The organism is Streptomyces sp. NPDC001843 (assembly GCF_042891955.1).
Lineage (GTDB): Bacteria > Actinomycetota > Actinomycetes > Streptomycetales > Streptomycetaceae > Streptomyces.
This window is the reverse complement of the sequence record NZ_JBIATQ010000022.1, coordinates 69,590-93,018: the sequence shown is the minus strand read 5'-3', so window position 1 is coordinate 93,018 and position 23,429 is coordinate 69,590. Positions and strand designations below refer to the sequence as shown.

The following is a 23,429-nucleotide window of genomic DNA, read 5'->3' as shown; positions in this document are numbered from 1 at the left end:
GTCGACATGCCCACAGAGAGACAAGTCAAACACAAATCGCCGAACTCCCCACGGCGGCGCGGCGGCTCGGCGTACCGGCACAAGCGTTCGCCGCCCGTCCGCACACCACGAAGGCCCGGATCCTGTGGTAAGGATCCGGGCCTTCGTTTCCAGTAGCGGGGACAGGATTTGAACCTGCGACCTCTGGGTTATGAGCCCAGCGAGCTACCGAGCTGCTCCACCCCGCGCCGTTGCGTTGCAACCGTATCACGACGCGGGGCGGCTCTTGATCAACCCGGTCAGCCGCCGCTGGGCTTGCCGGGCTTGCCGGCCTCGGACTGTGCCTTCTCGGCCCGCTTCAGCGCGTCCTGGAGGTCCTTCTGCGCCTGGCCGTACGCCGTCCAGTCGTTCTTCTTCAGGGCCTCCTGACCCGCGTCGAACGCCTTCTGGGCGTCGTCCAGGGCCTGTCGGACCGTCGGGTTGCTCGACGTGGGCGGCTCGGTGGTGCCGGTGTCCGGCGGTGTGGCCGCAGGTTTCGTGCCGAAGACCGCGTCGAGGGCTTCGTCGAGGGTGTCCTTGAAAGCGGTCTTGCCTCCGTAGGTCACCAACACCTTCTTCAGCAACGGCAGCTTGAGGCTGCCACCGCGCACGTAGACCGGCTCCGCGTACAGCAGGCCGCCGTCGAGCGGCACGGTCAGCAGGTTGCCGTACTCGATGTCGGAGTCGCCGCCCTTGAGCAGCCTGATGGCCGCGGCGATCTCCTGTTCGGAGTTGAACTTGCTCTGGACCTGTTTCGGCCCTTCGACCGCCGTACTCGTCGGCAGTTTCAGGATTCTGATCTTGCCGTAGTCACTGCTGCCCGCATCGGCGTCCACCGACATGAAGGCGCTGAGGTTGTCCCGGCCGTTGGGCGTGAACGTCGTCGACAGCGAGAACGCCTGCGACGCCTGGCCGGGCATCTTCATGCTCAGGTAGTACGGCGGTACCGCGTTGCCCGACTTGTTGGTGGGGTCGTTCGGCACCTGCCAGACCTCGCTGCCCGTGAGGAAGGTCTGCGCGTCCGTCACGTGGTAGCGGGTGAGCAGCTCGCGCTGGACCTTGAACAGGTCCTGCGGGTACCGCAGATGGGCCTTGAGGGACTCGGAGATGTCGCTCCGGGGCTCGACCGTGCCCGGGAAGGCCTTCATCCAGGTCTTCAGGACCGGGTCCTTGGTGTCCCACTGGTAGAGCTTGACCGCGCCGGTGTACGCATCGACGGTCGCCTTCACCGAGTTGCGGATGTAGTTGACCTGATTCTGCTGGGCCACCACCGCCCGGTTGTTGTTGGTGGCGGTCAGCGAGTCGGCGGTCGTGTCGCCGAGAGTGGTGCGGGAGGCGTAGGGATATCCGTTCGTCGTCGTGTAGGCGTCGACTATCCACTGGATGCGCCCGTCCACGACCGCCGGATAGGCGTCTCCGTCGATGGTCAGCCAGGGGGCGACCGCCTCGACACGCTCCTTGGGGGTGCGGTTGTAGAGGATCCGCGAGCCCTTGCCGATGGCACCCGAGTAGAGGATCTGCGGCTCGTTGAAGGCCACCGCGTAGGCGGCGCGGTTGATCGGACTGGAGAGACTGACCCCGCTCTTGGCCTTGTAGCTGGTGGTCTTCTCGCCCTCGTTGTCCGAGTAGTCGACCTCTTTCTGCGGGCCGCCGACGATGGAGTACGTGGTGGTCTTCTCGCCGTAGTAGACGCGCTGCTGGTACGTCGGCAGGTCGCCCCTGGACGGCAGGTTGGACTCCGTGAAGACCGGCTGCCCCTGGGAGTCCGCCTCGGTGCCCTTGGCGGCGACCACCCCGTAGCCGTGGGTGTAGCGGAAGTGGTTGTTGATCCAGTTCTTCTTGGGGATGCCGGCGAGGTTCAGCTCGCGCAGGCCGATGACGGTGTCCTGCTCCTGGCCGTCCTTGGCGTACCGGTCGACGTCGAGGTTGGTCGGGAAGCCGTAGTAGTTCCGCATCTGCTGCATCTGCTGGAACGTGGGCGAGACGATGTTCGGGTCGAGGATCCGGATGCTCGCCGCCTTGCCGACGTCGTCGCGCAGGGTCGTCCTGTCCTTGGCGGTGCTCTTGCCCGCGTACTCGGAGACGCTCGCGTCGTCGATGCCGTAGGCCTCGCGCGTGGCCTTGATGTTCTTCTCGACGTACGGGGCTTCCTTGGCCTGCTCGTTGGGCTGGACCTGGAACTTCTGGACTATCGCCGGGTACAGCCCGCCGATGAGGATCGCGGAGAGGACCATCAGCCCGAAGCCGATCATGGGCAGCTGCCAGGTGCGCCGCCACAGGGTGGCGAAGAACAGCAGCGCGCAGATGACGGCGATGCAGAACAGGATCGTCTTGGCGGGCAGATAGGCGTTGGCGTCGACGTACCTCAGGCCGGTCCAGTGGTCGCTGGCCTTGAAGTCGCTGGACTTGACCGCCAGCCCGTACCGGTCGAGCCAGTAGGCGACCGCCTTCAGTGCGACGAAGACGCCGAGGAGCACCGACAGGTGGCCGGTCGCCGCGGCCGTGGCGCGCGCGCCCGGGCTGGTGACGCGCAGCCCGCCGTACAGGTAGTGGGTGAGTGCGGCGGCGATCAGGGAGAGGATCGTGGCGGCGAAGCCGAAGGCGAGCAGGAACCGGTACCAGGGGAGGTCGAAGGCGTAGAACGAGACGTCCAGGTGGAACTGGGGGTCCTTCTGGTGGAAGGGCACGCCGTTGACCCACATCAGCCAGGTCCGCCACTGGCCGGCCGCGGACGCGCCCGCGATCAGGCCCACCAGCGCGGTGATGGCGAACAGCAGCCACTTCTTGTACGGGGCGATGCCCATCCGGTAGCGGTCGAGGCTCTGCTGCTCCACGGACATGGCGCTCAGCGGGGGCCGCAGCCGGTGCGCGAACCAGATGTTGAAGCCGACCGCGACGGCCATCAGCAGCCCGAAGACGAAGAAGAGGCCGGTCTTCGTCGACAAGGTGGTGGTGAACACGGACGAGTAGTGCACCGAGCGGTACCAGAGCCAGTCGGTCCAGAAGCCGGCGAACATGGTGAACGCCATGCCGAGCGCGGCGAGGACCCCCAAGGTCATGAGCAGGGTCCTGGCCCGCCGGGACGGGCGGCCCACTCTGATACGCGGCCCCGTCGGGCCTCCGCCGCGGTCCGGCATCTGGAAAGCCAAGGTGCGCCCCTCGAAGTTCGCTGTCGATCCGTCAGGCCCTCGTGTTCTCGGGCCGTCCGTGGTCCCCCGTGATCGCGGTCCCACACCTATGCAACTTACTCACGGTTTACTCGGTTCCCGCTTCCGGCCAGGAACGAGGCAGGATTGTGACCATGTCCAACACTCCCATGGCAGCGAGCCCGCTCACCCGGGCGGTACTCGAGATCGACGAGTACGCCTCCGGCCTCGGCTGGGACCAGCCCGCTCGCCTCTTCGCCCTTGTAGACACCGCGCGGCTGCGCGCCCAGGAACCCTCGCTCGCGGCGCAGCTCGGCCTGCAGGACGAGCCGGAGACCACCGGTCTCACACCGATCGAGCAGGACGAGATTCCAACGAACCGGGCGCTCGACGAGTTCCTCGGCACCATCGCCTGGCCCGACGCGGTGACCGGCTGCGCGCTGACCGTGGAGCGTCTGATGCTGCCCCCGTCCGCTGAGGCCCAGGTCCCCGAGGGCCTGGACGAGAAGAGGCTGGCGAAGTGGGTGGCCACCCACCCCGAGCGCCAGGAGGTCCGCATGACGGTCGCGGTGCTGCGCGACGGCACCCGCGAGTCGGCGCTGCGGCTGCGCGAGAAGGATTCCCCCACGGAGGTCCTCACCGGCCCCGACCTGGTGCCGGGGCTGGCGGACGCGCTGACGGCGACATTCGCCGACTGAGCCGGGCTGAGCCGGCCGACTGACCAACCGGCTGAGGTGACGGAGCCGAGCTGAGCCGGCTGTGCTCCCGGGCGGCCGGGGTCAGCCCTTGGTGGTGCACTTCGGCAGGTCGGCGGTGTCGCCGCCGCGGATGTCCTTGAGAGCCTTCAGGGCGTCCGCGATGGTGTTCACCTTGACGAGCCGGAGGCCGCTCGGGGTGTCCTTGGCGGCTTCCGCGCAGTTGTCGGCGGGGGTCAGGAAGTACTGGGCGCCCTTGCCGCGCGCGCCGATGGTCTTCATCTGGATGCCGCCGATCGGCCCGACCTTGCCGTCGTCGTCGATGGTCCCGGTGCCGGCGACGAACTTGCCGCCGGTGAGGTCCCCGGGGGTGAGCTTGTCGTAGATCCCGAGGGAGAACATCAGGCCGGCGCTGGGGCCGCCGACGTCGGCGAGCTTGATGTCGATGCTGAACGGGAAGGTGTGGTCGGTCCCGGCGGAGATCCCGACGATGGCGCGCTCGGGGCCGGTGTCGTTCGACGTCTTCGTGGTGATCTTGACGTCCTTGGTGGTGGTCGCCGTCCGCTTCTCCTTCTCGGCGGCGGCCTGCTCCTTGGCCGGGACGACCCTGAAGACGACGTCCTGACCGGGCTTGTGCTTGGTGACCAGCTTGGCGACGTCGTCCGGCTTCCTGACCGCCGTGCCGTCCACGGCCTTGATCACGTCACCGGCGTGCAGTCTGCCCTCGGCCGGGGTGTCCTTGCCCACCGTGGAGACGATCACCCAGGACTTGACCGGGATGCCCAGCTCCTTCAGGGCGGCGACCTTGGCGCTCTCCTGCGACTGGGTGAACTCCTCGGCGTTCTCCTGGGTGGACTGCTGCTCCGTCTTGCCGTCCGGGTAGAGGGTGTCGTGCGGCACGACCTTGCTGTCGTGCGCGAGCCAGCCGTAGACGGCCTCGACCAGGTTCATGCGGTAGTCGGCACTGGTGACCCTGACGGTGGTCATGTTGAGGTGCCCCGAAGCCGCGTACGTCTTGTGCCCGGAGATCTGCAGCACCGGCTCGCCGTCGTGGTCCCCGAGCGTGTTCACGGTCGGTCCCGGAGACATCTCCGAGTACGGCACGGGAATGAAGACCCCCGCGCACAGGAGCGCGATCAGCATCAGGGTGGAGGCGAGCATCGTCGCGGTGCGGCGTGGCATGCATCGACAGTACGGGACGCCCCTGTCAGCGCACCGTCAGGGCCGCCCTTGAACCGTGCCCGTCAAGTGCCGGAGTGGGACCTCTCCATGGCCTCTCGGAACCGGGCGTATCCGTCCAGCTCGGGACCGTCGCTCCGTACTCTCCGCGTCCGGTTGGCCCACGTGCCCCACAGACCGGCGCCGATCGCAGCCACCAGCGGAATCAACAACCAGGCGAGCGCCGCCATGCCGACCTCCCAACCCCATGCGAGTGTCCGCAACTGACTGATCAGCAGATTAACCTTCCGTCCTGACAACGCTCGCGGCAGGGGTGCGGTTACGCAACCGGGCGACGGCGCGTGGACTCAGCAGGCGCCGACCCACTCCTCGGTGCCGTCGGAGAACTTCTGGTGCTTCCAGATCGGCACCTCGTGCTTGAGGTCGTCGATCAGCTTCCGGCAGGCCTCGAAGGCCTCCGCCCGGTGCGGACACGCCACCCCGACGACGACGGCGAGGTCCCCCACCCGGAGGTCACCCACACGGTGCACGGCCGCCAGCGCCCGCACCGGATACTCCGCGACGACCTTCTCCGCGATCCGCCGCATCTCGGCCTCCGCACTGGGATGACACGAATACCCCAGCGCGTCCACGTCGGCACCCCCGTCGTGATTGCGCACGGTCCCCACGAACAGCGCGATCCCGCCGGCGGCGTCGTCCCCGACGGCCTGGAAGACCTCGTCCACGGAGAGGGCGGTCTCCCGGACTCCGATCAACCTGACGGGGTCCTGGGCGGCGCGCTCTCCGGGGTGCTCATTGCTGGATGCCATGCCCCCATCGTGCCGCACACGACGTGGCGGAGGGGCGGAGCCCCTGGAGACCGGGAAGGGCAGGGGCGGCGGGCACCCCCCTCAGATCCGCCGCCGCGCCTTCCGGGCCCGCCGCACCACGGCGGCAGCGCCCAGCAGAGCCACCGTCGCCCCCGCGGCCCCCGCCGCGGTCGCGTCCTTCCGCCCCAGCCGCCGCCCGGCCACCGTGTGCCGTCCGGAGACCTCCTCCAGCAGCTCCTCGAGGACCTCCTCGTTGGTCCACTTGGGCCGCCACCCGGCGTCGTGCAACCGGCTCCCGCTCACCACCCACGGGTACATCGTGTACGCGAGATCCCCGGCCGGCGACGGAGTGAGCCCGATCCGGTGCAGCCGCGCCGCCGCCCCCAGCGCCACCGCCGACGGCAGCTCCATCCGCCGGATCCCGCTGAGCTCCTCGACCTCCTCCTGCTCCAGCCACCCGTCGCACCCGACGGCCAGTTCCCCGTCGACCTTCTCCAGCACGGCGTACTCCAGCGCGCTGCACAGGTCCTCGACATGACAGAACTGCCAGGCCGGCCGCGACCCGGCCACCACCAGCAGCCGGGGCGACTCGAAGTAGCGCGTCAGCGCGGTGTCGGTGCCGCCGACCAGCACCGCGGGCCGGACCATGGTGACGTTCAGCCCCGGATGCGCCCGCGGAGCGCGCCGCGCCAACCGCTCGATCTCCAGCAGGTCCCCGACTCCGGTCGCCTCGGCCGTCGCCCGCAGCTCCGCGTCCTCCGACAAGGGCAGCTCGTTGTCCGGCAGCGCCCCGTAGACCATCGCGGAGGTGCACAGCACCACCCGGTGCACCCCGGCCGCCGCCGCCGCGGTCAGCACGGTCTGCGTCCCCCGGACGTTGTAAGCCGTACGCGCCGCCGGGTCGGTCTCCAGATCCAGGTCGAGCGCGAGGTGGACGACGACGTCGGCGCCCCGCAGCTTGTCCGCGATCGCCGGGTCGCGCACGTCGAGGATGTGCCACTGCGCCGCCGCGCACTCCCCGCGCCGCTCGTCGATGGCCACCACCTGCTTGACCCCGTCCGACTCGGCGAGCCGCTGGGTGAGCAGCGCCCCGACCCCGGTGGCGGCACCGGTGACGGCGACGACGGGCCCGCGCGGGGCAGGACCGGTTGCAGGGTTTCGCGCTGCGCGAACCTGCGGATCTGGGGAACTCACCAGGCGTCTCCAGCGGTTGTCTTCAGTACGGGCGCGGGTGACGCGTACGTACCAGGTGGCATCCATCCTGCCGCAGGCCGAGAGTCGGCGAAGCACCGAGGCCCGATCGGGTCGGGGTGTCTACGCTGGGTGGTGTTGTCGGGCAGCCGCGCCGCCGGAAGAACCGGTGGCCTTACCAGCCGAGGAACCCAGTGAGTGACACCCCATTCGGATTCGGCCTTCCGCCGGAGGAGCCGGACGACGGCGACGAGGGCAAGATGAAGGACCACGAGAGCGGTGGTGGGCAGGGACCGGCCAACCCGTTCGGTTTCGGGCTGCCCGGAGCCGGAGGCTTTGGCGGCCCCGGCGCCGACAATCCGCTCGCTGCCATGTTCGGTTCGCTGAACCCCACCGACCTGGGCGCCGCCTTCCAGCAGCTGGGCCAGATGCTCTCCTACGAGGGCGGCCCGGTGAACTGGGACATGGCCAAGCAGATCGCCCGCCAGACGGTCGCCCAGGGCAGCCCCGACGGCGTCAAGGACTCGAGCGTCGGCCCGGCCGAGCGCCAGTCCGTGCAGGAGGCCGTCCGGCTGGCCGATCTGTGGCTGGACGACGCGACGTCCCTGCCGTCCGGTGCCGGTACCGCGGTGGCCTGGTCCCGCGCGGAGTGGGTCGAGGCGACCCTGCCGGCCTGGCAGGAGCTCGTCGACCCGGTCGCCGAGCGGGTCGGCGCGGCCATGGGCGACGTCCTGCCGGAGGAGATGCAGGCCATGGCGGGCCCGCTGATCGGCATGATGCGCTCGATGGGCGGCGCCATGTTCGGCACGCAGATCGGACAGGCCGTGGGCGTGCTCGCGGGCGAGGTGGTCGGCTCCACCGACATCGGTCTGCCGCTGGGCCCGGCCGGCAAGGCCGCGCTGCTCCCTGTGAACGTGGACGCGTTCGGCCAGGACCTGGGCGTGCCGAAGGAAGAGGTGCGGCTCTACCTCGCCCTGCGCGAGGCCGCCCACCAGCGTCTGTTCGCGCACGTGCCGTGGCTGCGCTCGCACCTGTTCGGCGCGGTCGACGGCTACGCGCGCGGGATCAAGGTCGACACCGCCAAGCTGGAGGACGTGGTCGGCCAGTTCGACCCGCAGAACCCCGAGCAGCTGCAGGACGCCCTCCAGCAGGGCATGTTCCAGCCGGAGGACACTCCGGAGCAGAAGGCCGCCCTGGCCCGTCTGGAGACGGCTCTGGCGCTCGTCGAGGGCTGGGTCGACGCGGTGGTCCACGCGGCCGCCAAGCCCCGTCTGTCGTCCGCCGACGCGCTGCGCGAGACCCTGCGCCGCCGCCGCGCCACGGGCGGCCCGGCCGAGCAGACGTTCGCCACGCTGATCGGCCTGGAGCTGCGCCCGCGCCGCCTGCGCGACGCCTCCCGCCTGTGGGCCTCGCTCACCGACGCGCGCGGCGTGGACGGCCGGGACGCCCTGTGGGCCCACCCGGACATGCTGCCGACGGCGACCGACCTCGACGACCCGGACGGCTTCGTCCACCGCGAGCAGCTGGACTTCTCCGAGCTGGACAAGATGCTCGGCGAGGCGGCGGACAAGCCCGACCTGCGCAAGAAGGACGACGGCGAGGCCAAGGGCGACGACGCCGAGTGAGCCTCCACGACGACGCGGTCCTCGTGCTGAAGGGGTACGAGAACCACTACGAGGGCCAGGAGGAGCTGCGCCAGATCTATCTGGCGCACCTGGACGCGCATCCGGACGGGATGTGGAAGGCCTGCGAGGACGGGCACATCACGGCGAGCGCCCTGGTGATCGACCCGGAGCGCGAGCGGGTGCTGCTGACCCTGCACAAGAAGCTGCGGATGTGGCTGCAGATGGGCGGTCACTGCGAGCCGGACGACACCGCGCTGGCGGGCGCCGCCCTGCGCGAGGCGACGGAGGAGTCGGGCATCGCGGGGCTCGCGCTGCTGCCCGGTGGGCCGGTGCGCCTGGACCGCCATCTGACGCCGTGCGCCTGGCACCTCGACGTCCAGTACGCGGCGCTCGCTCCGGCCGACGCCGTGGAGGCGATCAGCGACGAGTCCCTCGACCTGCGCTGGTTCCCCTACGACCGGGTGGCCGGCGTGGCGGACGAGTCCGTCGTACGACTGCTCGAGGCCACACGCGCGAGGCTCTGAACGGGCCGGGCAGAGGTGGACGTAAGGGGTGACCGCCTGGGCGGTCACCCCTTACGCATGCTCAGCTCCAGACGTTGCCCTGGTTCTGCCCACGCGCTCCCTGCTGCCCCATGCCGAACTGCGCGGCCATGCCCTGACCGATCTGGGCGTTCTGCGGCGGCAGCAGTTCACTCGGCTGGACCAGCGCGAAGCCGCTGCCCATGAAGCTGAGCTCCCAGCCCTCACCGGTGTTGCCCCGGCGCCGCCACACCCCCGACGAGTGCGTCTGGGCCTGCATCTGCACCCGCAGTCCGGTCGACCAGGCGACGATCGCGTCGGCGTCGCAGTTGACGTACTTGTCGGGCGTGACCTGCATCAGCAGCGGGGCGCCCGAGGTCATCAGGGCCACCTTGCCGCGTCCGGTGATGTTGAGCTGGTACTTCCCGGAGCCGGAGATGCCGTACAGGCTGTCGACGGCGATGACCTCGTGGTGCAGGGAGGAGTCCATGGCGAGGACGTAGCTGCTGTCGACGGTCAGCCCGTCCTGCTCCACCTCCATGACGTGGACGTGCTGGGCGAGGTTGGCCAGGTAGACGGTGCCCTGCCCGTGGCAGCGCATCAGGTCCAGGCCCTCCCCGGTGTAGGCACGCGCGCGTGCCTGGTTGTTGCTGCGGTACTCGGCGTCGAACTCGACCAGGCCCTGGTAGGCGACCATGGTGCCCTTGCGGGCGAGGATGTCGTCGTGGCCCTCCAGGACGACGCGGAGCATCTGCTTGTTCTGCAGGCTCCAGCGCTCCTGCGTCTGCAGGTCGTTGTGGGCGAAAAGCGGGCTCTGCATGGTGTGTGCTCCCCCTCAGCCCCGGATCCGGAGGCGGTCGGTGCTGTCCTCGCTGGGCTGGACGACGACGATGCCCTGGCCGGAGAAGGCCATCTGGTAGGCCTCGCCGCTGCCCCGGCCGATCAGCGACTGCGCCTTGAAGCTGCGCTTGCCCTTGACCTTGAGGTTCGGGGACCAGGCGACGAGCGCGTCCGGGTCGACGTACGTCTCGTCCTCGCCGCCGCCGCAGTCGACGACGATCGGCTTGCCCCGCGAGGTCAGGGCGACCCAACCCTGCCCGGTGATCTTCGTGTTCCACAGGCCCTGACCTGCGAACTTCGCCAGGCCCTTGACCCGCTCGACGCCCCAGGTGAGGTGCGCGTCGAAGGCGAGCAGATTGGTGGCGTTGACGGAGATGCCGTCGCCGTTCAGGTTGATCACTACGACGTCGGCGCCGTAGTCGGCGAGATAGAGCAGGCCGTCGCCGGTGCACTTCATCAACGGGGCGCCCTCACCGGTGATCCAGTCCCGGGCGATCTGGCGCACGGCCGGCGGGTTGGGCTCGTACTGGATGAAGCCCTCGTAGGCGACCATCGAGCCCACGCGCGCGAAGAGGTCGTTCCCGGTCTGCATGGCGACCTTCAGCATGTGGTTGCCGTGGTTCTCCATGCGGGCGGTGACGGGTGCGGGAGCGTAGCCCGCGAGCGGCTGGTTCATGACGGGCTCCCTCAGACCTCGTACGGCTGGACGACGATGAAGTTCCCGGGCGCTCCCCGGAACTGCAGGTTGACGCTCTCCCCGGTGTCGCCCGGGTAGGCGTTGCGGCGCATGCGCACCTGGCTGGAGACGATCACCTGCGAGGCGGCCGACCAGGCGACCACCGCGTTGCAGTCGGCGAACGTGGTGGGCGTGACCGGCAGGACGACGGGGGTGCCGTGTGTCTTGACGACGATCGTGCCGGTGCCCTGGAACTGCATGGTGAACAGGGCGCCGCCGGGGATGCCGTGCCCCTCGATGCGGCGGACCTCGTACTGCAGGCTCTCGTCGAAGGCGAGGACGTTGTCGGCGGAGACGCAGATCGCGTCCCCCTGGAGCTCCACCGGGTGCAGATGGGTGGAGTTCTCGGCGAGGAACACCTGGCCCTGGCCGGTACAGCGCATCAGCTGCATCTCCTGGCCGGTCGCGTTGCCCACGATCCGGCCGGCGAAGCCCGCTCCCTTGTAGCTGAAGTCGACCTTGCCCTGGTAGAGCACCATGCTGCCCTGGCGGGCGAGCACGGGCTGGCCGCCGATGCCGAGGTCGACGCGCATGAGCTTCTTGTTCTGCTGCGTCCAGCGCTGCCCGGTGGGCGTCTCCTTGAACTGCTGGAGCGCGGCGCTGACACCGGCGCCCTGCGGGGCGCCCTGGGGCACGCCGTACGGCGCGGTCTGCTGGCCCGGGACCTGCCCGAACGGCGGCTGCTGACCGTAGCCGGGCGGCGCGGTCGGCTGGCCGTAGCCGGGCGGCGGGGCCGGGGCGTGCGGCGCCTGGGGCTGGCCGTAGCCCGGGGGCATGGGCGCGCTCGGGGCGGCCGACCCCCCGTACTGGGGTGCCGGGGCCGGGGGCGGGACCGTGCCGGGCGGGGTCAGGGGGGCGATCACGGTCGGCGCGGCGTGCATGTCGTGCGCGGGGGCCGGGGCGGACGGGGCCTGGGGCGGCGTGGGCGCGGGCGGCGGCGTGAAGCCCTGCGGGGCGGGGGCCGGCGCCGGGGCGGACGGGACACCGAACGCGGGGGGCGGGCCGGCCTGTGCGGGCGGGGCGAAGCCGGGGGCGGCCCCGGTCTGCGGCTGTTGGGGGGCGGGCGCCTCCTCCTCGGCCACCTCGCCGCCGAAGTTCTTCAGCAGCGCCTCCAGGCCGCCGTCGAAGCCCTGCCCGACGGCCGCGAACCGCCACACGTCCTTCAGGTAGAAGTCGCCCAGCATCACGGCCCGTTCCGTGGAGAACTCCGAGCCGTCGAACGAGTACCGGGCCACCTCCTCGCCGCCGGCCACGATGCGCAGGTACCCGGGGTTGATCTGCGACATCTGCCCGGCGCCGTCGATGGTCGCCGTGAACGACAGCTTCTGGATCTGCGGCGGGATCCGGTCCAGAGTGACGCGGAAGGACTCGGTGTCGCCCGCCTGCGCGCCCAGCAGCTGGATGGACTCCTCGGGGGACTTCGGCTGGTTGAAGAAGACGAAGTACCGGTCATCGGAGAGACGTTCGTCGGCGTCGAGACCGAAGCAGCTGATGTCGAAGGTCAGTCCGGGGGCGGTGATCTGCACGCCTACGTACAGATCGGTGCCCGCCGTGAGGTCACTGATCCTGGCCTTGTGGCCGCGTTGGAATTCCCTGGCCATGCGTTACGACCGTCCCCCATCCCGAGTGCGAGTGCGTCGCGCCAGGCTAACGGCAAACCCTGACACCGGACGAAGCCGGTACAGAGCCGGTACACAACCGTGGTCCGCGGCGTCAGGGGGCGTGTCGCGCCGCCGTCACTCAGCCACGCCCGGCGCGTGGGGCAACCGGTCGGCGGCGACCACTCCTTCGAGGTAGCCACGGGCCCGTTCGGTGCGCGGATAGGCCTCCAGCAGCTGCCAGAACCGCGGGCCGTGGCCGGGGACGAGCAGGTGCGCGAGCTCATGGAGGAGGACGTAGTCGACGACGTACTCGGGCATGCCCTGCAGCCGGTGCGAGAGCCGGATGCTGCCCTCGGCAGGGGTGCACGAACCCCAGCGTGTGTTCTGGTTGGTGACCCAGCGCACGGTGGTGGGCCGGGCCCGGCCGCCGAAGTACTGGGCCGACAGCCGCTGTGCCCGCTCGGCCAGTTCGGTGTCGGGCAGCACCCGCTTGCTCTCCTGGGCGGCCAGCTTGTCGAGCATGACGCTCACCCAGCGCTGCTCCTCCGCCTCCGACATCCGGGCAGGGATCAGTACGACGGTGCGATCGCCCTCGCGGTACGCGGATACCGTCCGGCGGCGCCGGGTGCTCCTGCGGACCTCGATCGCGCTCGCCCCCGAGCCGCTCGGCGGCTGGCTCGTCGTGCTGCGCTGTGGCTTTCCGGCGCGGTGCAGTGGATCGGCGGGCACGCCCCGACGTTACCCGCTGCGCATGCGGGAAGTCCCGGGTCCGGAAGGGTTGGCGGTGGATCCCCCGCCATGCGTTTGATTCGTAGCACTGATCCACGCACTGATCCGCGGACTTGATTTATATGACGAACCCTGCCGCTTGTGGACAACTTCGGGCACCGGTCCGGCGGACCGGGCATGCTGTCAGTCGTCGGCGGAGCGTGACCGGCTCCACCGCACGGAAGACGTTCGGGGATTTTTCAGGGTTACGGGGGCCTGCGATGCATCCGATGGTGAAACCCGCGCTGCGGCGCGGCTGGCGTGACCTCAATACCGTGCAGTTCGGGATGACTCCGGCGCATGCGATGACGCTCGGTCCGATGGACACGGCGACGGGCAGTTTCCTGGATCTGCTCAACGGCACTCGCGGGCTTCCGCTCCTGCGGGAGGAGGGGCGCCGCATGGACCTGCCCGACGGCCATGTCGACGGGCTCGTACAACAGCTGGCACGGGCGGGACTCGTCGACGACGCACAGGGCGGCGGCCAGGGCGCCGACGCCCTGCGTGCCGAGCCGGATGTGCTCGACCGGCTGCGGCCGGACCTGGCGTCGCTGTCGCTGACCGCTTGCGAGCCGGGCGAGGCGATGGCCCGGCTGGCGGCCCGCCGATCGCAACGCGTCCAGATCAGGGGTGCCGGCCGAGTCGGTGCCCTGCTGGCCTCGTTGCTGTCGGGCGCGGGTGTCGGCGAGGTGGACGTGCGTGACGTCGGGTGCGTCGAGCCGTGGGACGTCGGGCCGGGCGGGCTGCCGGTCGAGTCCGTCGGCGAGCGCCGGGCGGAGGCCGCGCGGCAGGCGGTGCGCGCAGCGGCCCCGGGACGACCGTCGCGCCGTGGTCGGCGGCCGTCGCCGGACAGCGGCGACCCCGGCTTCTCGCTGGTGATCCTCAGCCCTCGCGACGACGTGACCGTGCACGCCCCCGACCCGGCCGCGACCGAGCCGCTGATGGTCTCCGGAACGCCTCATCTCCATGCCGGCGTGGTGGAGGGAACCGGCATCGTGGGCCCGCTCGTACTGCCCGGCGAGACAGGCTGCGCCGGCTGCCTGAACCAGGGCCGTACGGACCGGGATCCGGCCTGGCCCCGCCTGGTCGCGCAGTGGCGCTCGGGGAAGGCCCACCCCGTGCCGCCGTGCGATCTGGCGCTGGCGACGACGGTCGCCGGGCTGGCGGCCGCGCATGCCCTGGCCTTCCTCGACGGCGGGGCGCCGTCGAGCACGGGGGCGCGCTGGGAGGTCTCCGTGCCCGGTCTGAACTGGCACGCCCGGCCGATCTGGCCGCATCCCGCATGCCCGTGCGGGGCCGCGGACAGAGGAAAGGGGGCACACTCCTCCACTAACGGAGAGCCGCACGAGACAATGGCGGTGCAACGGCCGTCGACGAATCGACGAAGCACGGAAGACGCGGCGCGGCCGACTGGGACTTGGAGGGCTCATGTCTGATCTTCCCCGGAAGGCGGTCACCCGGACCGCCAAGCTCGCCGCGCTCCCGCTCGGCTTCGCCGGGCGGGCGACCTGGGGCCTGGGCAAGCGGATCGTGGGCGAGTCCGCGGAGATCGTCGGCCGCGAGCTGCAACAGCGGACTGCCGAGCAGTTGTTCAAGGTGCTCGGCGAGCTGAAGGGCGGGGCCATGAAGTTCGGGCAGGCACTGTCCGTCTTCGAATCGGCGCTGCCCGAGGAGGTCGCCGGGCCCTATCGCGCGGCACTGACGAAGCTGCAGGACGCGGCTCCTCCGATGCCGACCCGGACGGTGCATGCCGTGCTGGAGGAGCAGCTGGGGCCGCGGTGGCGTGAGCTGTTCCTGGAGTTCGAGGACAAGCCCGCGGCGGCGGCCTCGATCGGACAGGTGCACCGCGCGCTGTGGCAGGACGGCCGCGAAGTGGCGGTCAAGGTGCAGTACCCGGGGGCGGGCGAAGCCCTCCTGTCCGATCTGAGCCAGTTGAGCCGCTTCGCCCGTCTGCTGGGTCCGCTCATCCCGGGCATGGACATCAAGCCGCTCATCACGGAACTGCGGGACCGTGTCTCCGAGGAGCTGGACTACGGTCTCGAGGCCCAGGCACAGCAGGCGCACGCCGAGGAGTTCGCGGACGACCCCGACGTGGTGGTCCCCGCGGTGGTGCACCAGTGCGATCAGGTGCTGGTCACGGAGTGGATCGACGGCATCCCGCTCTCCGAGGTGATCGCGGACGGCAGCACGGAACAGCGCGACCGCGCCGGCCAGCTCCTGGCCCGCTTCCTGTTCTCCGGCCCGGCCCGCACCGGCCTGCTGCATGCCGACCCGCATCCGGGCAACTTCCGGCTGCTGCCCGACGGCGAGGACAGCTGGCGTCTGGGCGTCCTGGACTTCGGTACCGTCGACCGCCTCCCAGGGGGCCTGCCGACGCCGATCGGCGAATCCCTGCGCATGACCCTCGAAGGCAGGGCCGACGAGGTCTACGAACTGCTGTGCACCGAGGGCTTCGTCAAGGAGTCCATAGAGCTGGATCCGGACGCGGTCCTGGACTACCTCCTGCCGATCATCGAGCCGGCCCAGGCGGAGGAGTTCACCTTCACCCGCTCCTGGATGCGCAGCCAGGCGGCCCGCATCGCCGACCCCCGCTCCCCCGCCTACCAGCTGGGCAAACAGCTCAATCTGCCGCCGTCCTACCTCCTCATACACCGGGTCACCCTGAGCACCATCGGGGTCCTGTGCCAGCTCGGGGCGACGGTAAGGCTGCGCGAGGAACTCCAGGAGTGGCTGCCGGGGTTCATGTCCGAGGAGACGACGGAGGAGCCGGCGGCAGAGGCGTGAGCACCCAGCAACATGCAACCGAAAAGTTGCACAAAGGGTCGTGTGGGTGCAACCTTTGGGTAGCACTTCCTGACGAGAAGAGGTTGCCATGACCCCCGACACGATCGAACGCGGCATAGTGATCAACGCCTCGCCGGAACGGGTCTGGACGGTGCTCACCGAGCCCGCGTTCCTCGGACGCTGGTTCGGCAGCGGGGAGCCGGTCAAGATCGACCTGCGCCCCGGTGGTCTGCTGCTCTTCGATCACGGCGTCCATGGCGCCATCCCCGCCCGCATCGAGCGGGTCGAGCCGCCTCGTGTCCTGTCCTGGCGGTGGTCCCAGGGTGCCGCCGGAGAGGAACCGGACGACAGCAATGCCACCCTGGTCGAATTCACCCTGACCACGGACGGCCCCGCCGGAGACACCCGGCTCACCATGGTCGAGAGCGGCTTCGCACGACTCGGGCTGCCGGGCGACGAGGCCGCCGTCCGCCACCGCGCCAACAGCCAGAACTGGCCCGGCAAACTCGATCACCTGCGCACGGACTGCGAACACCCCGCTCCATGACCGCCAGCACCGATACCGAACCGGCCCCGGAAGACGTCCTGGTGGCCCTGGCCGATCCGATCCGCCGTCAGATCCTCGCCACCCTCACCGGGCAGGGCGGTGCCACCTCGACATCGCTGGCGGCGGGACTTCCCGTCACTCGGCAAGCGGTGGCCAAACACCTGGCCGTCCTCGACCGTGCCGGGCTCGTCCGTGCCCACCGCACCGGACGCGAGGTGCGCTACGAAGTCGAACTGCACCCGCTGAAACAAGCGACGCGCTGGATGGAGGCGCTGGCCACCCAGTGGGAACACCGACTGCGGGCGATCAAGGACCTGGCGGAGAAACCCCCCGGGACCTGAACACGGCGTTCCGTAACACGGCGTTCCGTCGGACACCTCCGCCCGGCACGACGCACCGCGGGGGCCGGTCCGTGCGGACGGACCGGCCCCCGCGGGAAGCCACCGCCTCCCCCGATCGGGAGGCCACCGCTTCAGGTGTGGTCGGTTACTGCATGACCGCCATGGCGAGCGCCCGGCGGGCGCGCAGCGAGGCGCGCTCGGCCCGTCGCTGCATCCGGCGGGCGGTCGCCAGGCGCACGGCCCGGCGTTCCCGCTCGGCCTCATGCAGGCGCTCGTGCATATGGGCACGAGCCAGGGCTTCTGGGATGAGTTGCATCTCTCGGGTCCTGTTCTGACGCGAGTCGGTCGCGCCGGTGGTGGTGAAGTCTGGAGTCGCGGAGCCTGTGGGCTCGCTGGTGGACGGCTTCATCGGGGCCTGCTTCTGGGGATCGTGCGTGAGAGGGCGGTCGATTGTTCCTGCGATGTTCATGCCGTGACCGGGTTCTTGCGCGGGCGACCACGCGGCCGCTTCCGGGCGACGACGACACCCTGGACGAACAGCTCGCCACCCCAGACGCCCCAGGGCTCACGCCGCTCCTTGGCCCCGGCGAGGCAGGCCTCGATCAGCGGGCAGGTGCGGCAGAGGGACTTGGCGTACTCGACGTCCGCCGGCGACTCGGCGAAGAAGACCTCCGGGTCGTAGGAACGGCAGGGGACGGGTACGCCGAGGTTCTCGATGGCGTCGTCGAGCGCGGTGAGCGCAGTGAGCGGGATCAAGGTGGGGTCCTTCGTGAGGCCGGGCGGGGGGATCGTTTCGGAAGGCGGTACGGACGGGGCGTGCGCTTCGAGTTGCACGATTCGTCTTCCTCGTCTGGTCGGTCCGGCCGGTTGACCGGGTGTCGGCTTGGTACCGGGTTCTTTTCTTGTCCCGAGGCCCCTTCTCCGCCCTCCCCGTTCGGGGAAAACAGAAGGGCCGCGGATCCCGGATGGGGTTCCGCGGCCCTGAAGGCGCCGACCTGATCGTCGATCAGGCTGGATCACTCCAGGGTTTTGGCCCACGGAAGGCCCACATCAGGTGGTGCTGCGTCGTCTGCTTCCGGTATCCGGCACCGGCCGCCGTAAAGGCATAGGCCTGCGCCTGTGCCACTACTGCTTCCAGTGCCTTGGTCGGTCGCTCATTGCGCTCACGGACGGGAAGGCCCGCGAGGGCAACGGAGGACGCCGGACGCACGGCAGAGCTGCCGGACAGACCGGTGCCCAGGTCGGAGGCGCCGAGAATGCACAGGGAGACGGTCGAGCGATCGGTCAGTTTGGCCGTGCTGATGGTGCTGGTGTTGATGCTGATCACTGGACTCGCCTCCTCTCGGCGTCTATGGGACTGGGGTGAACCAGCCCGTTCGGATATGCAAGTACATCACGGAATCGGGGTCTTGGAGAAGGCCGCCGCTTCCGTGCCTAGAACCTATGGGGATTCCCACGGCATGCGCAAACTATTTTTTCGACGAGTTCGCGTCAGTCTTCCCCGGCGTCTGCCGAACCTTCCTGGCCTGCGCAGATGGCCAGAACATCGGCTCCGTAGCGGTTGAGCTTGCGCACGCCGACGCCCGGGATGCGGGCCAGCTCCCCGTCGTCCTCGGGGACTGCCTCGGCGATGGCCATCAGTGTCTTGTCGGTGAACACGCAGAACGCCGGCTGTCCGCTGCGCCGGGCCTGCTCCGCACGCCACTCGCGCAACCGCTCGTAGAGCCCCTCGTCCATGTCCGTGGGGCAGTCCTCACAGCGCATCAGTTTCATCTCGCCCGCGTCGGTGAGTGTGCGGCCGCAGACGCGGCAGCGGGCCGGGGTGCGCCGGACCCGCCGTGGGGCGAGGGCCTCCGAGCCGTTCACCGAACCGCGCTCGACGCCCCCCGAGGCTCCGGCGGCCGGACGGCCGACGGTGGCGGCCGAGCCAGGACGCAGGCCGTCGAGGAAACGGCTGGGCCGCCGGACGGCGCGGCCGCCGGGCGATCGAGCCAGCGCCCAGGAGACGTGGAGCCGTTCTCTGGCGCGGGTCACGCCGACGTAGAGCAGGCGGCGCTCCTCCTCGATCTGCTCCTCGGTCTTGGCGTAGGTGATCGGCATCATGCCCTCGGCGATGCCGACCAGGAAGACCACGTCCCACTCCAGGCCCTTGGCGGAGTGCAACGAGGCGAGCGTGACGCCCTGGACGGTCGGGGCGTGCTGGGCGTTCGCCCGCTCGTCGAGTTCGGCGACGAAGTCGCCGAGTGTGGCGTCGGGTTTGGCGGCCGCGAAGTCATGGGCGAGGTTGACCAGCGCGGCCAGTGACTCCCAGCGCTCCCTGACCACGCCGGACCCGGCCGGGGGCTCGCCGGTCCAGCCCTCACCGGACAGCACCGCGCGCACCTGCGACGGCAGGGTCACGGCGTCGTCCAGGAGGGAGTCGTTGCCGCCGAAGCGGGCCGCGCCGCGCAGCGCGATGCCCGCCTTGCGGACCTCGGGGCGGTCGAAGAAGCGCTCGGCTCCGCGCAGCTGGTACGGGACACCGACGTCCGCGAGAGCCTGTTCGTAGGTCTCGGACTGGGAGTTCGTACGGAACAGGACGGCGATCTCGGCGGCCGGGACCCCTGCGTCGATGAGTTCGCGGATACGGCGGGCGGCGCCCTCCGCCTCGGCCGGCTCGTCGGTGTACTCGGCGTAGACGGGCTCGGGGCCGGGGGCGCGCTGGGAGACCAGTTCCAGCCGGTGGTCGGCGGCGCGGCCGTGCGCCTGGGCCAGCAGGCCGTTGGCGAGATGGACGACCTGCGGGGTGGAGCGGTAGTCGCGGACCAGTTTGACGACCGTGGCGCCGGGGTGCCGGATGCGGAAGTCGAGGAGGTGGTCCGGGGTGGCACCGGTGAAGGAGTAGATCGTCTGGCTGGCGTCACCGACGACGCACAGGCTGTCCCGGTCACCGAGCCACAGTTCAAGGAGGCGCTGCTGGAGGGGGCTGACGTCCTGGTACTCGTCGACCACGAAGTGCTGGTACTGCGAGCGGACCTGATCGGCGACGTCGTGCCGGTCCTGGAGGACGGCGACGGTCAGCAGCAGGACGTCCTCGAAGTCGATGACCGCCCGGTCGCGCTTGAGGTCTTCGTAGACGGAGTAGAGCTGGGCGATCTCGGCCGGGTCCCGGGGGACCTCGCGGCCCGCCTTGGCGGCGGCGAGCGGGTAGTCGGCCGGCACGGTCTGGGTGACCTTGGACCACTCGATCTCGGCGGTGACGTCCCGCAGCTCGCCCCGGTCGAGGCGGAGGCGGCAGGCGGCGGCCGCGTCCGCGACGAGCTGGATCTTGCGGTCGACGAGCCGGGGCATGGAGCCGCCGATCGCTTTCGGCCAGAAGTACTGGAGCTGGCGCAGCGCGGCGGAGTGGAAGGTGCGGGCCTGGACGCCGTGTGCGCCCAGCTGCCGGAGCCGGCCGCGCATCTCGCCCGCGGCACGGTTGGTGAAGGTGACGGCGAGCACGCTCGAGGGCTGGAGGATCCCGGCGCGCACCCCGTAGGCGATGCGGTGGGTGATCGCCCGGGTCTTGCCCGTGCCGGCGCCCGCCAGGACGCACACCGGACCGTGCAGGGCGGTGGCCACCGCGCGCTGCTCGGGGTCGAGCCCTTCGAGCACCGCGTCGGCAGAGTCCGGTACCTGCGGGAAGAGGGTGGAGTGCGTTGCTGCTGTCACACAGCCATGCTGCCAGGTCGCCGGAGACGGCTGTGACGGTTGTCCACAGGCATGGCCTCGCGGTCGTACTAATGCGGCAGGCGTCGCGCCGGGGCGCATACCCCGGGCGGGAATGGCGGCCCGGTCGTCTGCGTTCCTCTCCTGGACGACCTTCCCCGATGCCACAGAGGAGCGCGAACGAGATGCAGGGCACCGTGACGATGTACAGCACCACGTGGTGCGGCTACTGCCGCCGGCTGAAGAGCCAGATGGACCGCGAGGGCATCGCGTACACCGAGATCAACATCGAGCAGGACCCGGAGTCCGCCGCGTTCGTGGAGAAGGCGAATGGCGGAAACCAGACGGTCCCGACGGTGCTCTTCGCCGACGGTTCGACGCTGACGAACCCGTCACTGGCCCAGGTGAAGCAGAAGATCGGCGTCTGAGCACCTCGCGGCAGCGGCAGAGGGCGGCACCCGGGTCCGGGTGCCGCCCTCTGCCGTGCTGCGACTCACACGAAAGTGCGGGTCGGCAACGGCTTGCCGTACCAGAGCTCGATCAGCCGGGCGGCGATGGAGATGCCGTACGGGGGCAGCACCTCGCCGGATTCGAAGGCGGCGCGCAACTCCTCCCGGGAGAACCAGCGGGCCTCGTGGATCTCGTCGCCGTCGACGTCGATCTCGGTAGAGGTGGCCTGGGCCATGAAGCCCAGCATGAGGCTGGACGGGAAGGGCCAGGGCTGGCTGGCGACGTACTCGACCTGGCCGATGCTGATGCCGACCTCTTCCTGGACCTCGCGGCGCACCGACTGCTCGATGGACTCGCCGGGTTCGACGAAACCGGCGAGCGTGGAGAAGCGGCCCTCGGGCCAGTGGACCTGGCGGCCGAGCAGGATGCGGTCCTCCTGGTCGGTGACGGCCATGATCACGGCGGGGTCGGTGCGCGGGTAGTGCTCGGCGCCGCAGGCCGGGCAGCGGCGGATGTGGCCGGCGGCCGCGATGACCGTGCGTTCGCCGCAGCGGGAGCAGAAGCGGTGGGTGCGCTGCCAGTTCTCCAGGCCGACCGCGTGCACCATGAGGCCGACGTCGCGGGGCGAGAGCAGCAGGCCCGCCTCGCGCAGGCCCGCCGGGCGGGCGGACTGGTCGATGCGGCCGGGCAGCGAGTCCTTCTGGAGCGCGAAGTAGCTGACGCCCTCCTCGTCGATGCCCAGGAAGTAGCGGTGGGCCTCGGTCAGCGGTGCCTCGAAGGAGGGGGTCATGACGAGTTCGGTCCGGCCGTCCGGCGTCTCGTCGATGAGGACCTGGCCGCCGGAGACCACGAAGCAGCGGGTCGAGGGGTGGCTCCACGCCGCCGCGAGCCAGGCCTCGTCGAGCCGGTGGTGGGCGGCCCGGTCGATGCCGCTCGGGGCGGTGAGCGAGATGGGTCGGTCGGCGGTGTGGTCGGTCCAGGTGGTCACGGGTGCTTCCAACTCCCCCGGTGGAACGGATGTGTTTCGGCGGGATGTGTTGCGGCGGGCGGTTCGGCGGGACGTGCGGCAGTGGGACGGTCAGGGCGCATGGCGCCAGTGCTCGGCGAGGTCGTCCCACAGGTAGGCACTGGTTTCGACGCCCTTGAGCAGGAGGTCGAGCTCGACCTTCTCGTTCGGGGCGTGCCAGCCGTCGGAGGGGACGGAGATGCCCAGGAAGAGCACGGGTGTGCCGAGGACCTCCTGGAGGTCGGCGGCGGGCCCGGACCCGCCCTCGCGGGTGAAGCGGACGGGCTGCTGGAAGGCACGGCCCATGGCGCGGACCACGGACTGCAGAGCGGGGTGGTCGAGCGGGGTCAGGCACGGGCGGGTGGCCGGGCGGAAGGTGATCTCGTACCGGATCCCGGCGGGCACCTGGTCGGCTGCCCAGGCGCGAACGGCCTTCTCGATGTGGTCGGGGTCCTGTCCGGCGACCAGCCGGAAGGAGAGCTTCACCATGGCGGAGGACGGGATGATCGTCTTGCTGCCGGGGCCTTGATAGCCGCCGCCGATGCCGTTGACCTCGGCCGTGGGGCGGGCCCAGATCCGCTCCAGGGTGGTGTGTCCGGCCTCGCCATGGGTGGCGTGCGACTTGGCGGTGCGCAGCCACTGCTGTTCGTCGAAGGGGAGCTCGGCGAAGAGGGCGCGTTCGCGGTCGGTGAGTTCGACGATGCCGTCGTAGAAGCCGGGGACCGCCACGCGTGCGTGCTCGTCGTGCAGGGCGGCGACCAGGCGGGCGGCGGCGGTCGCCGGGTTGGGCACGGCTCCGCCGAATGAACCGGAGTGGATGTCCTGGTCGGGGCCGTACAGGTGGATCTCGCACTCGGCGAGACCACGCATGCCGGTGCAGACGGTGGGGGTGTCCTCGGCCCACATGCCGGTGTCGGAGACGATCACGGCGTCGGCTGCCAGACGCTCGGCACACCCCTCGACGAGGGTGCGGAAGTGCGGGGAGCCGGACTCCTCCTCGCCCTCGATCAGCAGCTTCAGGTGGACGGCGGGGGCGGTGCGGCCGGTGGTGGCGAGGTGGGCGCGCACGCCCAGTGTGTGGAAGAACACCTGGCCTTTGTCGTCGGCCGCACCGCGCGCGTAGAGGCGGTTGTCCCGGACGACGGGCTCGAAGGGCTCGCTGTCCCAGCCGTCCTCGCGGGCGGCCGGCTGGACGTCGTGGTGGCCGTAGACGAGGACGGTCGGCGCGTGGGGGTCGTCGGCTGGCCAGTGCGCGAAGACCGCCGGGGCGCCCGCGGTCTCCCAGACCTCGGCGGTGGGAAAACCGGTGTCCTTCAGCTTGGCGGCGAGCCAGTCGGCGCTGCGCCGCACATCGTGCGCGTGGTCGGGCTGGGCCGACACGGAAGGAATGCGCAGCCACTCGGCGAGGTCGCCGAGGAAGGCGGCGCGGTGCTGCTCGATGTACGCGCGGACGGCGCTGTCCGGGGTCTGGCTCATGCTCACGAG

Annotated in this window: 22 protein-coding genes and 1 tRNA gene; 8 read left to right on the top strand and 15 right to left on the bottom strand. The window is 70.4% G+C overall.

Annotation, left to right across the window (positions count from 1 at the left end; genetic code table 11):
* Positions 1 to 153: 153 nt before the first annotated feature.
* Positions 154 to 227, bottom strand: a tRNA-Met gene (locus tag ACFYZQ_RS36930).
* Positions 228 to 278: 51 nt separating this feature from the next.
* Complete coding sequence (locus tag ACFYZQ_RS36925) at positions 279 to 3,155, bottom strand: UPF0182 family protein (RefSeq protein WP_389157842.1); 2,877 nt, start codon at positions 3,153 to 3,155, stop codon at positions 279 to 281.
* A 164-nt stretch (positions 3,156 to 3,319) separates the two neighbouring features.
* Between ACFYZQ_RS36925 and ACFYZQ_RS36920 the strand changes: the two genes are divergently transcribed.
* On the top strand, positions 3,320 to 3,862 hold the full coding sequence (locus ACFYZQ_RS36920; RefSeq protein ID WP_389157810.1) for a PPA1309 family protein: 543 nt from the start codon (positions 3,320 to 3,322) through the stop codon (positions 3,860 to 3,862).
* Between the two features lie 81 nt (positions 3,863 to 3,943).
* On the opposite strand, the gene ACFYZQ_RS36915 is transcribed toward ACFYZQ_RS36920, so the two are convergent.
* The 3 genes from ACFYZQ_RS36915 to ACFYZQ_RS36905 all read right to left on the bottom strand — a co-directional run bounded on the left by ACFYZQ_RS36915 (position 3,944) and on the right by ACFYZQ_RS36905 (position 7,041).
* On the bottom strand, positions 3,944 to 5,041 hold the full coding sequence (locus ACFYZQ_RS36915; protein WP_389157808.1) for a PDZ domain-containing protein: 1,098 nt from the start codon (positions 5,039 to 5,041) through the stop codon (positions 3,944 to 3,946).
* A gap of 344 nt (positions 5,042 to 5,385) precedes the next feature.
* The gene (locus ACFYZQ_RS36910; protein ID WP_389157805.1) at positions 5,386 to 5,847 is read right to left on the bottom strand and encodes a molybdenum cofactor biosynthesis protein MoaE; all 462 of its coding nucleotides are present in this window, start codon (positions 5,845 to 5,847) and stop codon (positions 5,386 to 5,388) included.
* An 81-nt stretch (positions 5,848 to 5,928) separates the two neighbouring features.
* Positions 5,929 to 7,041 carry an SDR family oxidoreductase gene (locus ACFYZQ_RS36905; RefSeq protein ID WP_389157802.1) on the bottom strand — a complete coding sequence of 371 codons (1,113 nt, stop codon included), beginning with the start codon at positions 7,039 to 7,041 and terminating at the stop codon, positions 5,929 to 5,931.
* Positions 7,042 to 7,232: 191 nt separating this feature from the next.
* On the opposite strand from ACFYZQ_RS36905, the gene ACFYZQ_RS36900 reads away from it, so the two are divergent.
* Both ACFYZQ_RS36900 and ACFYZQ_RS36895 read left to right on the top strand, forming a co-directional pair.
* On the top strand, positions 7,233 to 8,663 hold the full coding sequence (locus tag ACFYZQ_RS36900) for a zinc-dependent metalloprotease (protein WP_389157800.1): 1,431 nt from the start codon (positions 7,233 to 7,235) through the stop codon (positions 8,661 to 8,663).
* Positions 8,660 to 9,187 (top strand): NUDIX hydrolase, encoded by a 528-nt coding sequence (locus tag ACFYZQ_RS36895; protein WP_389157797.1) that lies wholly within the window; start codon positions 8,660 to 8,662, stop codon positions 9,185 to 9,187. The genes ACFYZQ_RS36900 and ACFYZQ_RS36895 overlap by 4 nt, the downstream gene beginning before the upstream one ends.
* Positions 9,188 to 9,248: 61 nt before the next feature.
* Here the strand turns inward: ACFYZQ_RS36895 and ACFYZQ_RS36890 are convergent, their stop codons facing one another.
* From ACFYZQ_RS36890 to ACFYZQ_RS36875, 4 genes are all read right to left on the bottom strand, one after another.
* Entirely contained in the window at positions 9,249 to 10,004 is a 756-nt protein-coding gene (locus tag ACFYZQ_RS36890; RefSeq protein ID WP_389157794.1) for an AIM24 family protein, read from the bottom strand.
* A 15-nt stretch (positions 10,005 to 10,019) separates the two neighbouring features.
* Positions 10,020 to 10,700, bottom strand: a complete 681-nt coding sequence (locus ACFYZQ_RS36885; RefSeq protein WP_389157791.1) for an AIM24 family protein — start codon at positions 10,698 to 10,700, stop codon at positions 10,020 to 10,022.
* Positions 10,701 to 10,711: 11 nt separating this feature from the next.
* The gene (locus ACFYZQ_RS36880; protein ID WP_389157788.1) at positions 10,712 to 12,361 is read right to left on the bottom strand and encodes a TerD family protein; all 1,650 of its coding nucleotides are present in this window, start codon (positions 12,359 to 12,361) and stop codon (positions 10,712 to 10,714) included.
* Positions 12,362 to 12,496: 135 nt separating this feature from the next.
* Positions 12,497 to 13,090, bottom strand: coding sequence for a M48 family metallopeptidase (locus ACFYZQ_RS36875; RefSeq protein WP_389157785.1), 594 nt, complete (start codon positions 13,088 to 13,090; stop codon positions 12,497 to 12,499).
* A 260-nt stretch (positions 13,091 to 13,350) separates the two neighbouring features.
* Here ACFYZQ_RS36875 and ACFYZQ_RS36870 point away from each other — a divergent pair, with 260 nt between their 5' ends.
* The 4 genes from ACFYZQ_RS36870 to ACFYZQ_RS36855 all read left to right on the top strand — a co-directional run bounded on the left by ACFYZQ_RS36870 (position 13,351) and on the right by ACFYZQ_RS36855 (position 16,801).
* A complete protein-coding gene (locus tag ACFYZQ_RS36870) occupies positions 13,351 to 14,565 on the top strand; it encodes a TOMM precursor leader peptide-binding protein (RefSeq protein WP_389157782.1) in 1,215 nt (404 codons plus the stop codon).
* A complete protein-coding gene (locus ACFYZQ_RS36865) occupies positions 14,558 to 15,913 on the top strand; it encodes an ABC1 kinase family protein (protein ID WP_389157779.1) in 1,356 nt (451 codons plus the stop codon). Before ACFYZQ_RS36870 ends, ACFYZQ_RS36865 begins: the two co-directional genes overlap by 8 nt.
* A gap of 88 nt (positions 15,914 to 16,001) precedes the next feature.
* Entirely contained in the window at positions 16,002 to 16,460 is a 459-nt protein-coding gene (locus ACFYZQ_RS36860) for an SRPBCC domain-containing protein (protein WP_389157777.1), read from the top strand.
* A complete protein-coding gene (locus tag ACFYZQ_RS36855) occupies positions 16,457 to 16,801 on the top strand; it encodes an ArsR/SmtB family transcription factor (RefSeq protein ID WP_389157774.1) in 345 nt (114 codons plus the stop codon). The genes ACFYZQ_RS36860 and ACFYZQ_RS36855 overlap by 4 nt, the downstream gene beginning before the upstream one ends.
* Before the next feature lie 145 nt (positions 16,802 to 16,946).
* Here the strand turns inward: ACFYZQ_RS36855 and ACFYZQ_RS36850 are convergent, their stop codons facing one another.
* The 4 genes from ACFYZQ_RS36850 to ACFYZQ_RS36835 form a co-directional block, all read right to left on the bottom strand.
* Positions 16,947 to 17,270 (bottom strand): hypothetical protein, encoded by a 324-nt coding sequence (locus ACFYZQ_RS36850; protein WP_388792382.1) that lies wholly within the window; start codon positions 17,268 to 17,270, stop codon positions 16,947 to 16,949.
* On the bottom strand, positions 17,267 to 17,635 hold the full coding sequence (locus ACFYZQ_RS36845) for a WhiB family transcriptional regulator (RefSeq protein WP_388792380.1): 369 nt from the start codon (positions 17,633 to 17,635) through the stop codon (positions 17,267 to 17,269). The genes ACFYZQ_RS36850 and ACFYZQ_RS36845 overlap by 4 nt, the downstream gene beginning before the upstream one ends.
* Positions 17,636 to 17,807: 172 nt before the next feature.
* Complete coding sequence (locus tag ACFYZQ_RS36840; RefSeq protein WP_389157771.1) at positions 17,808 to 18,128, bottom strand: hypothetical protein; 321 nt, start codon at positions 18,126 to 18,128, stop codon at positions 17,808 to 17,810.
* A gap of 164 nt (positions 18,129 to 18,292) precedes the next feature.
* Complete coding sequence (locus ACFYZQ_RS36835) at positions 18,293 to 20,491, bottom strand: ATP-dependent DNA helicase UvrD2 (RefSeq protein WP_389157769.1); 2,199 nt, start codon at positions 20,489 to 20,491, stop codon at positions 18,293 to 18,295.
* A gap of 182 nt (positions 20,492 to 20,673) precedes the next feature.
* Between ACFYZQ_RS36835 and ACFYZQ_RS36830 the strand changes: the two genes are divergently transcribed.
* The gene (locus ACFYZQ_RS36830) at positions 20,674 to 20,916 is read left to right on the top strand and encodes a mycoredoxin (RefSeq protein WP_389157766.1); all 243 of its coding nucleotides are present in this window, start codon (positions 20,674 to 20,676) and stop codon (positions 20,914 to 20,916) included.
* Positions 20,917 to 20,981: 65 nt separating this feature from the next.
* On the opposite strand, the gene nudC is transcribed toward ACFYZQ_RS36830, so the two are convergent.
* Together nudC and ACFYZQ_RS36820 are read right to left on the bottom strand one after the other, a co-directional pair.
* Positions 20,982 to 21,926 carry an NAD(+) diphosphatase gene (gene nudC / locus ACFYZQ_RS36825; protein WP_389157763.1) on the bottom strand — a complete coding sequence of 315 codons (945 nt, stop codon included), beginning with the start codon at positions 21,924 to 21,926 and terminating at the stop codon, positions 20,982 to 20,984.
* Between the two features lie 90 nt (positions 21,927 to 22,016).
* Positions 22,017 to 23,420 carry a dipeptidase gene (locus ACFYZQ_RS36820; protein ID WP_389157760.1) on the bottom strand — a complete coding sequence of 468 codons (1,404 nt, stop codon included), beginning with the start codon at positions 23,418 to 23,420 and terminating at the stop codon, positions 22,017 to 22,019.
* Positions 23,421 to 23,429: the final 9 nt, after the last annotated feature.

Coding starts and splice junctions, on each gene's coding strand:
- ACFYZQ_RS36925 (WP_389157842.1), bottom strand. CDS start 3,155: ATGCCGGACCGCGGCGGAGGCCCGACGGGGCCGCGTATCAGAGTGGGC.
- ACFYZQ_RS36920 (WP_389157810.1), top strand. CDS start 3,320: ATGTCCAACACTCCCATGGCAGCGAGCCCGCTCACCCGGGCGGTACTC.
- ACFYZQ_RS36915 (WP_389157808.1), bottom strand. CDS start 5,041: ATGCCACGCCGCACCGCGACGATGCTCGCCTCCACCCTGATGCTGATC.
- ACFYZQ_RS36910 (WP_389157805.1), bottom strand. CDS start 5,847: ATGGCATCCAGCAATGAGCACCCCGGAGAGCGCGCCGCCCAGGACCCC.
- ACFYZQ_RS36890 (WP_389157794.1), bottom strand. CDS start 10,004: ATGCAGAGCCCGCTTTTCGCCCACAACGACCTGCAGACGCAGGAGCGC.
- ACFYZQ_RS36885 (WP_389157791.1), bottom strand. CDS start 10,700: ATGAACCAGCCGCTCGCGGGCTACGCTCCCGCACCCGTCACCGCCCGC.
- ACFYZQ_RS36880 (WP_389157788.1), bottom strand. CDS start 12,361: ATGGCCAGGGAATTCCAACGCGGCCACAAGGCCAGGATCAGTGACCTC.
- ACFYZQ_RS36870 (WP_389157782.1), top strand. CDS start 13,351: ATGCATCCGATGGTGAAACCCGCGCTGCGGCGCGGCTGGCGTGACCTC.
- ACFYZQ_RS36865 (WP_389157779.1), top strand. CDS start 14,558: ATGTCTGATCTTCCCCGGAAGGCGGTCACCCGGACCGCCAAGCTCGCC.
- ACFYZQ_RS36860 (WP_389157777.1), top strand. CDS start 16,002: ATGACCCCCGACACGATCGAACGCGGCATAGTGATCAACGCCTCGCCG.
- ACFYZQ_RS36855 (WP_389157774.1), top strand. CDS start 16,457: ATGACCGCCAGCACCGATACCGAACCGGCCCCGGAAGACGTCCTGGTG.
- ACFYZQ_RS36850 (WP_388792382.1), bottom strand. CDS start 17,270: ATGAACATCGCAGGAACAATCGACCGCCCTCTCACGCACGATCCCCAG.
- ACFYZQ_RS36830 (WP_389157766.1), top strand. CDS start 20,674: ATGCAGGGCACCGTGACGATGTACAGCACCACGTGGTGCGGCTACTGC.
- ACFYZQ_RS36820 (WP_389157760.1), bottom strand. CDS start 23,420: ATGAGCCAGACCCCGGACAGCGCCGTCCGCGCGTACATCGAGCAGCAC.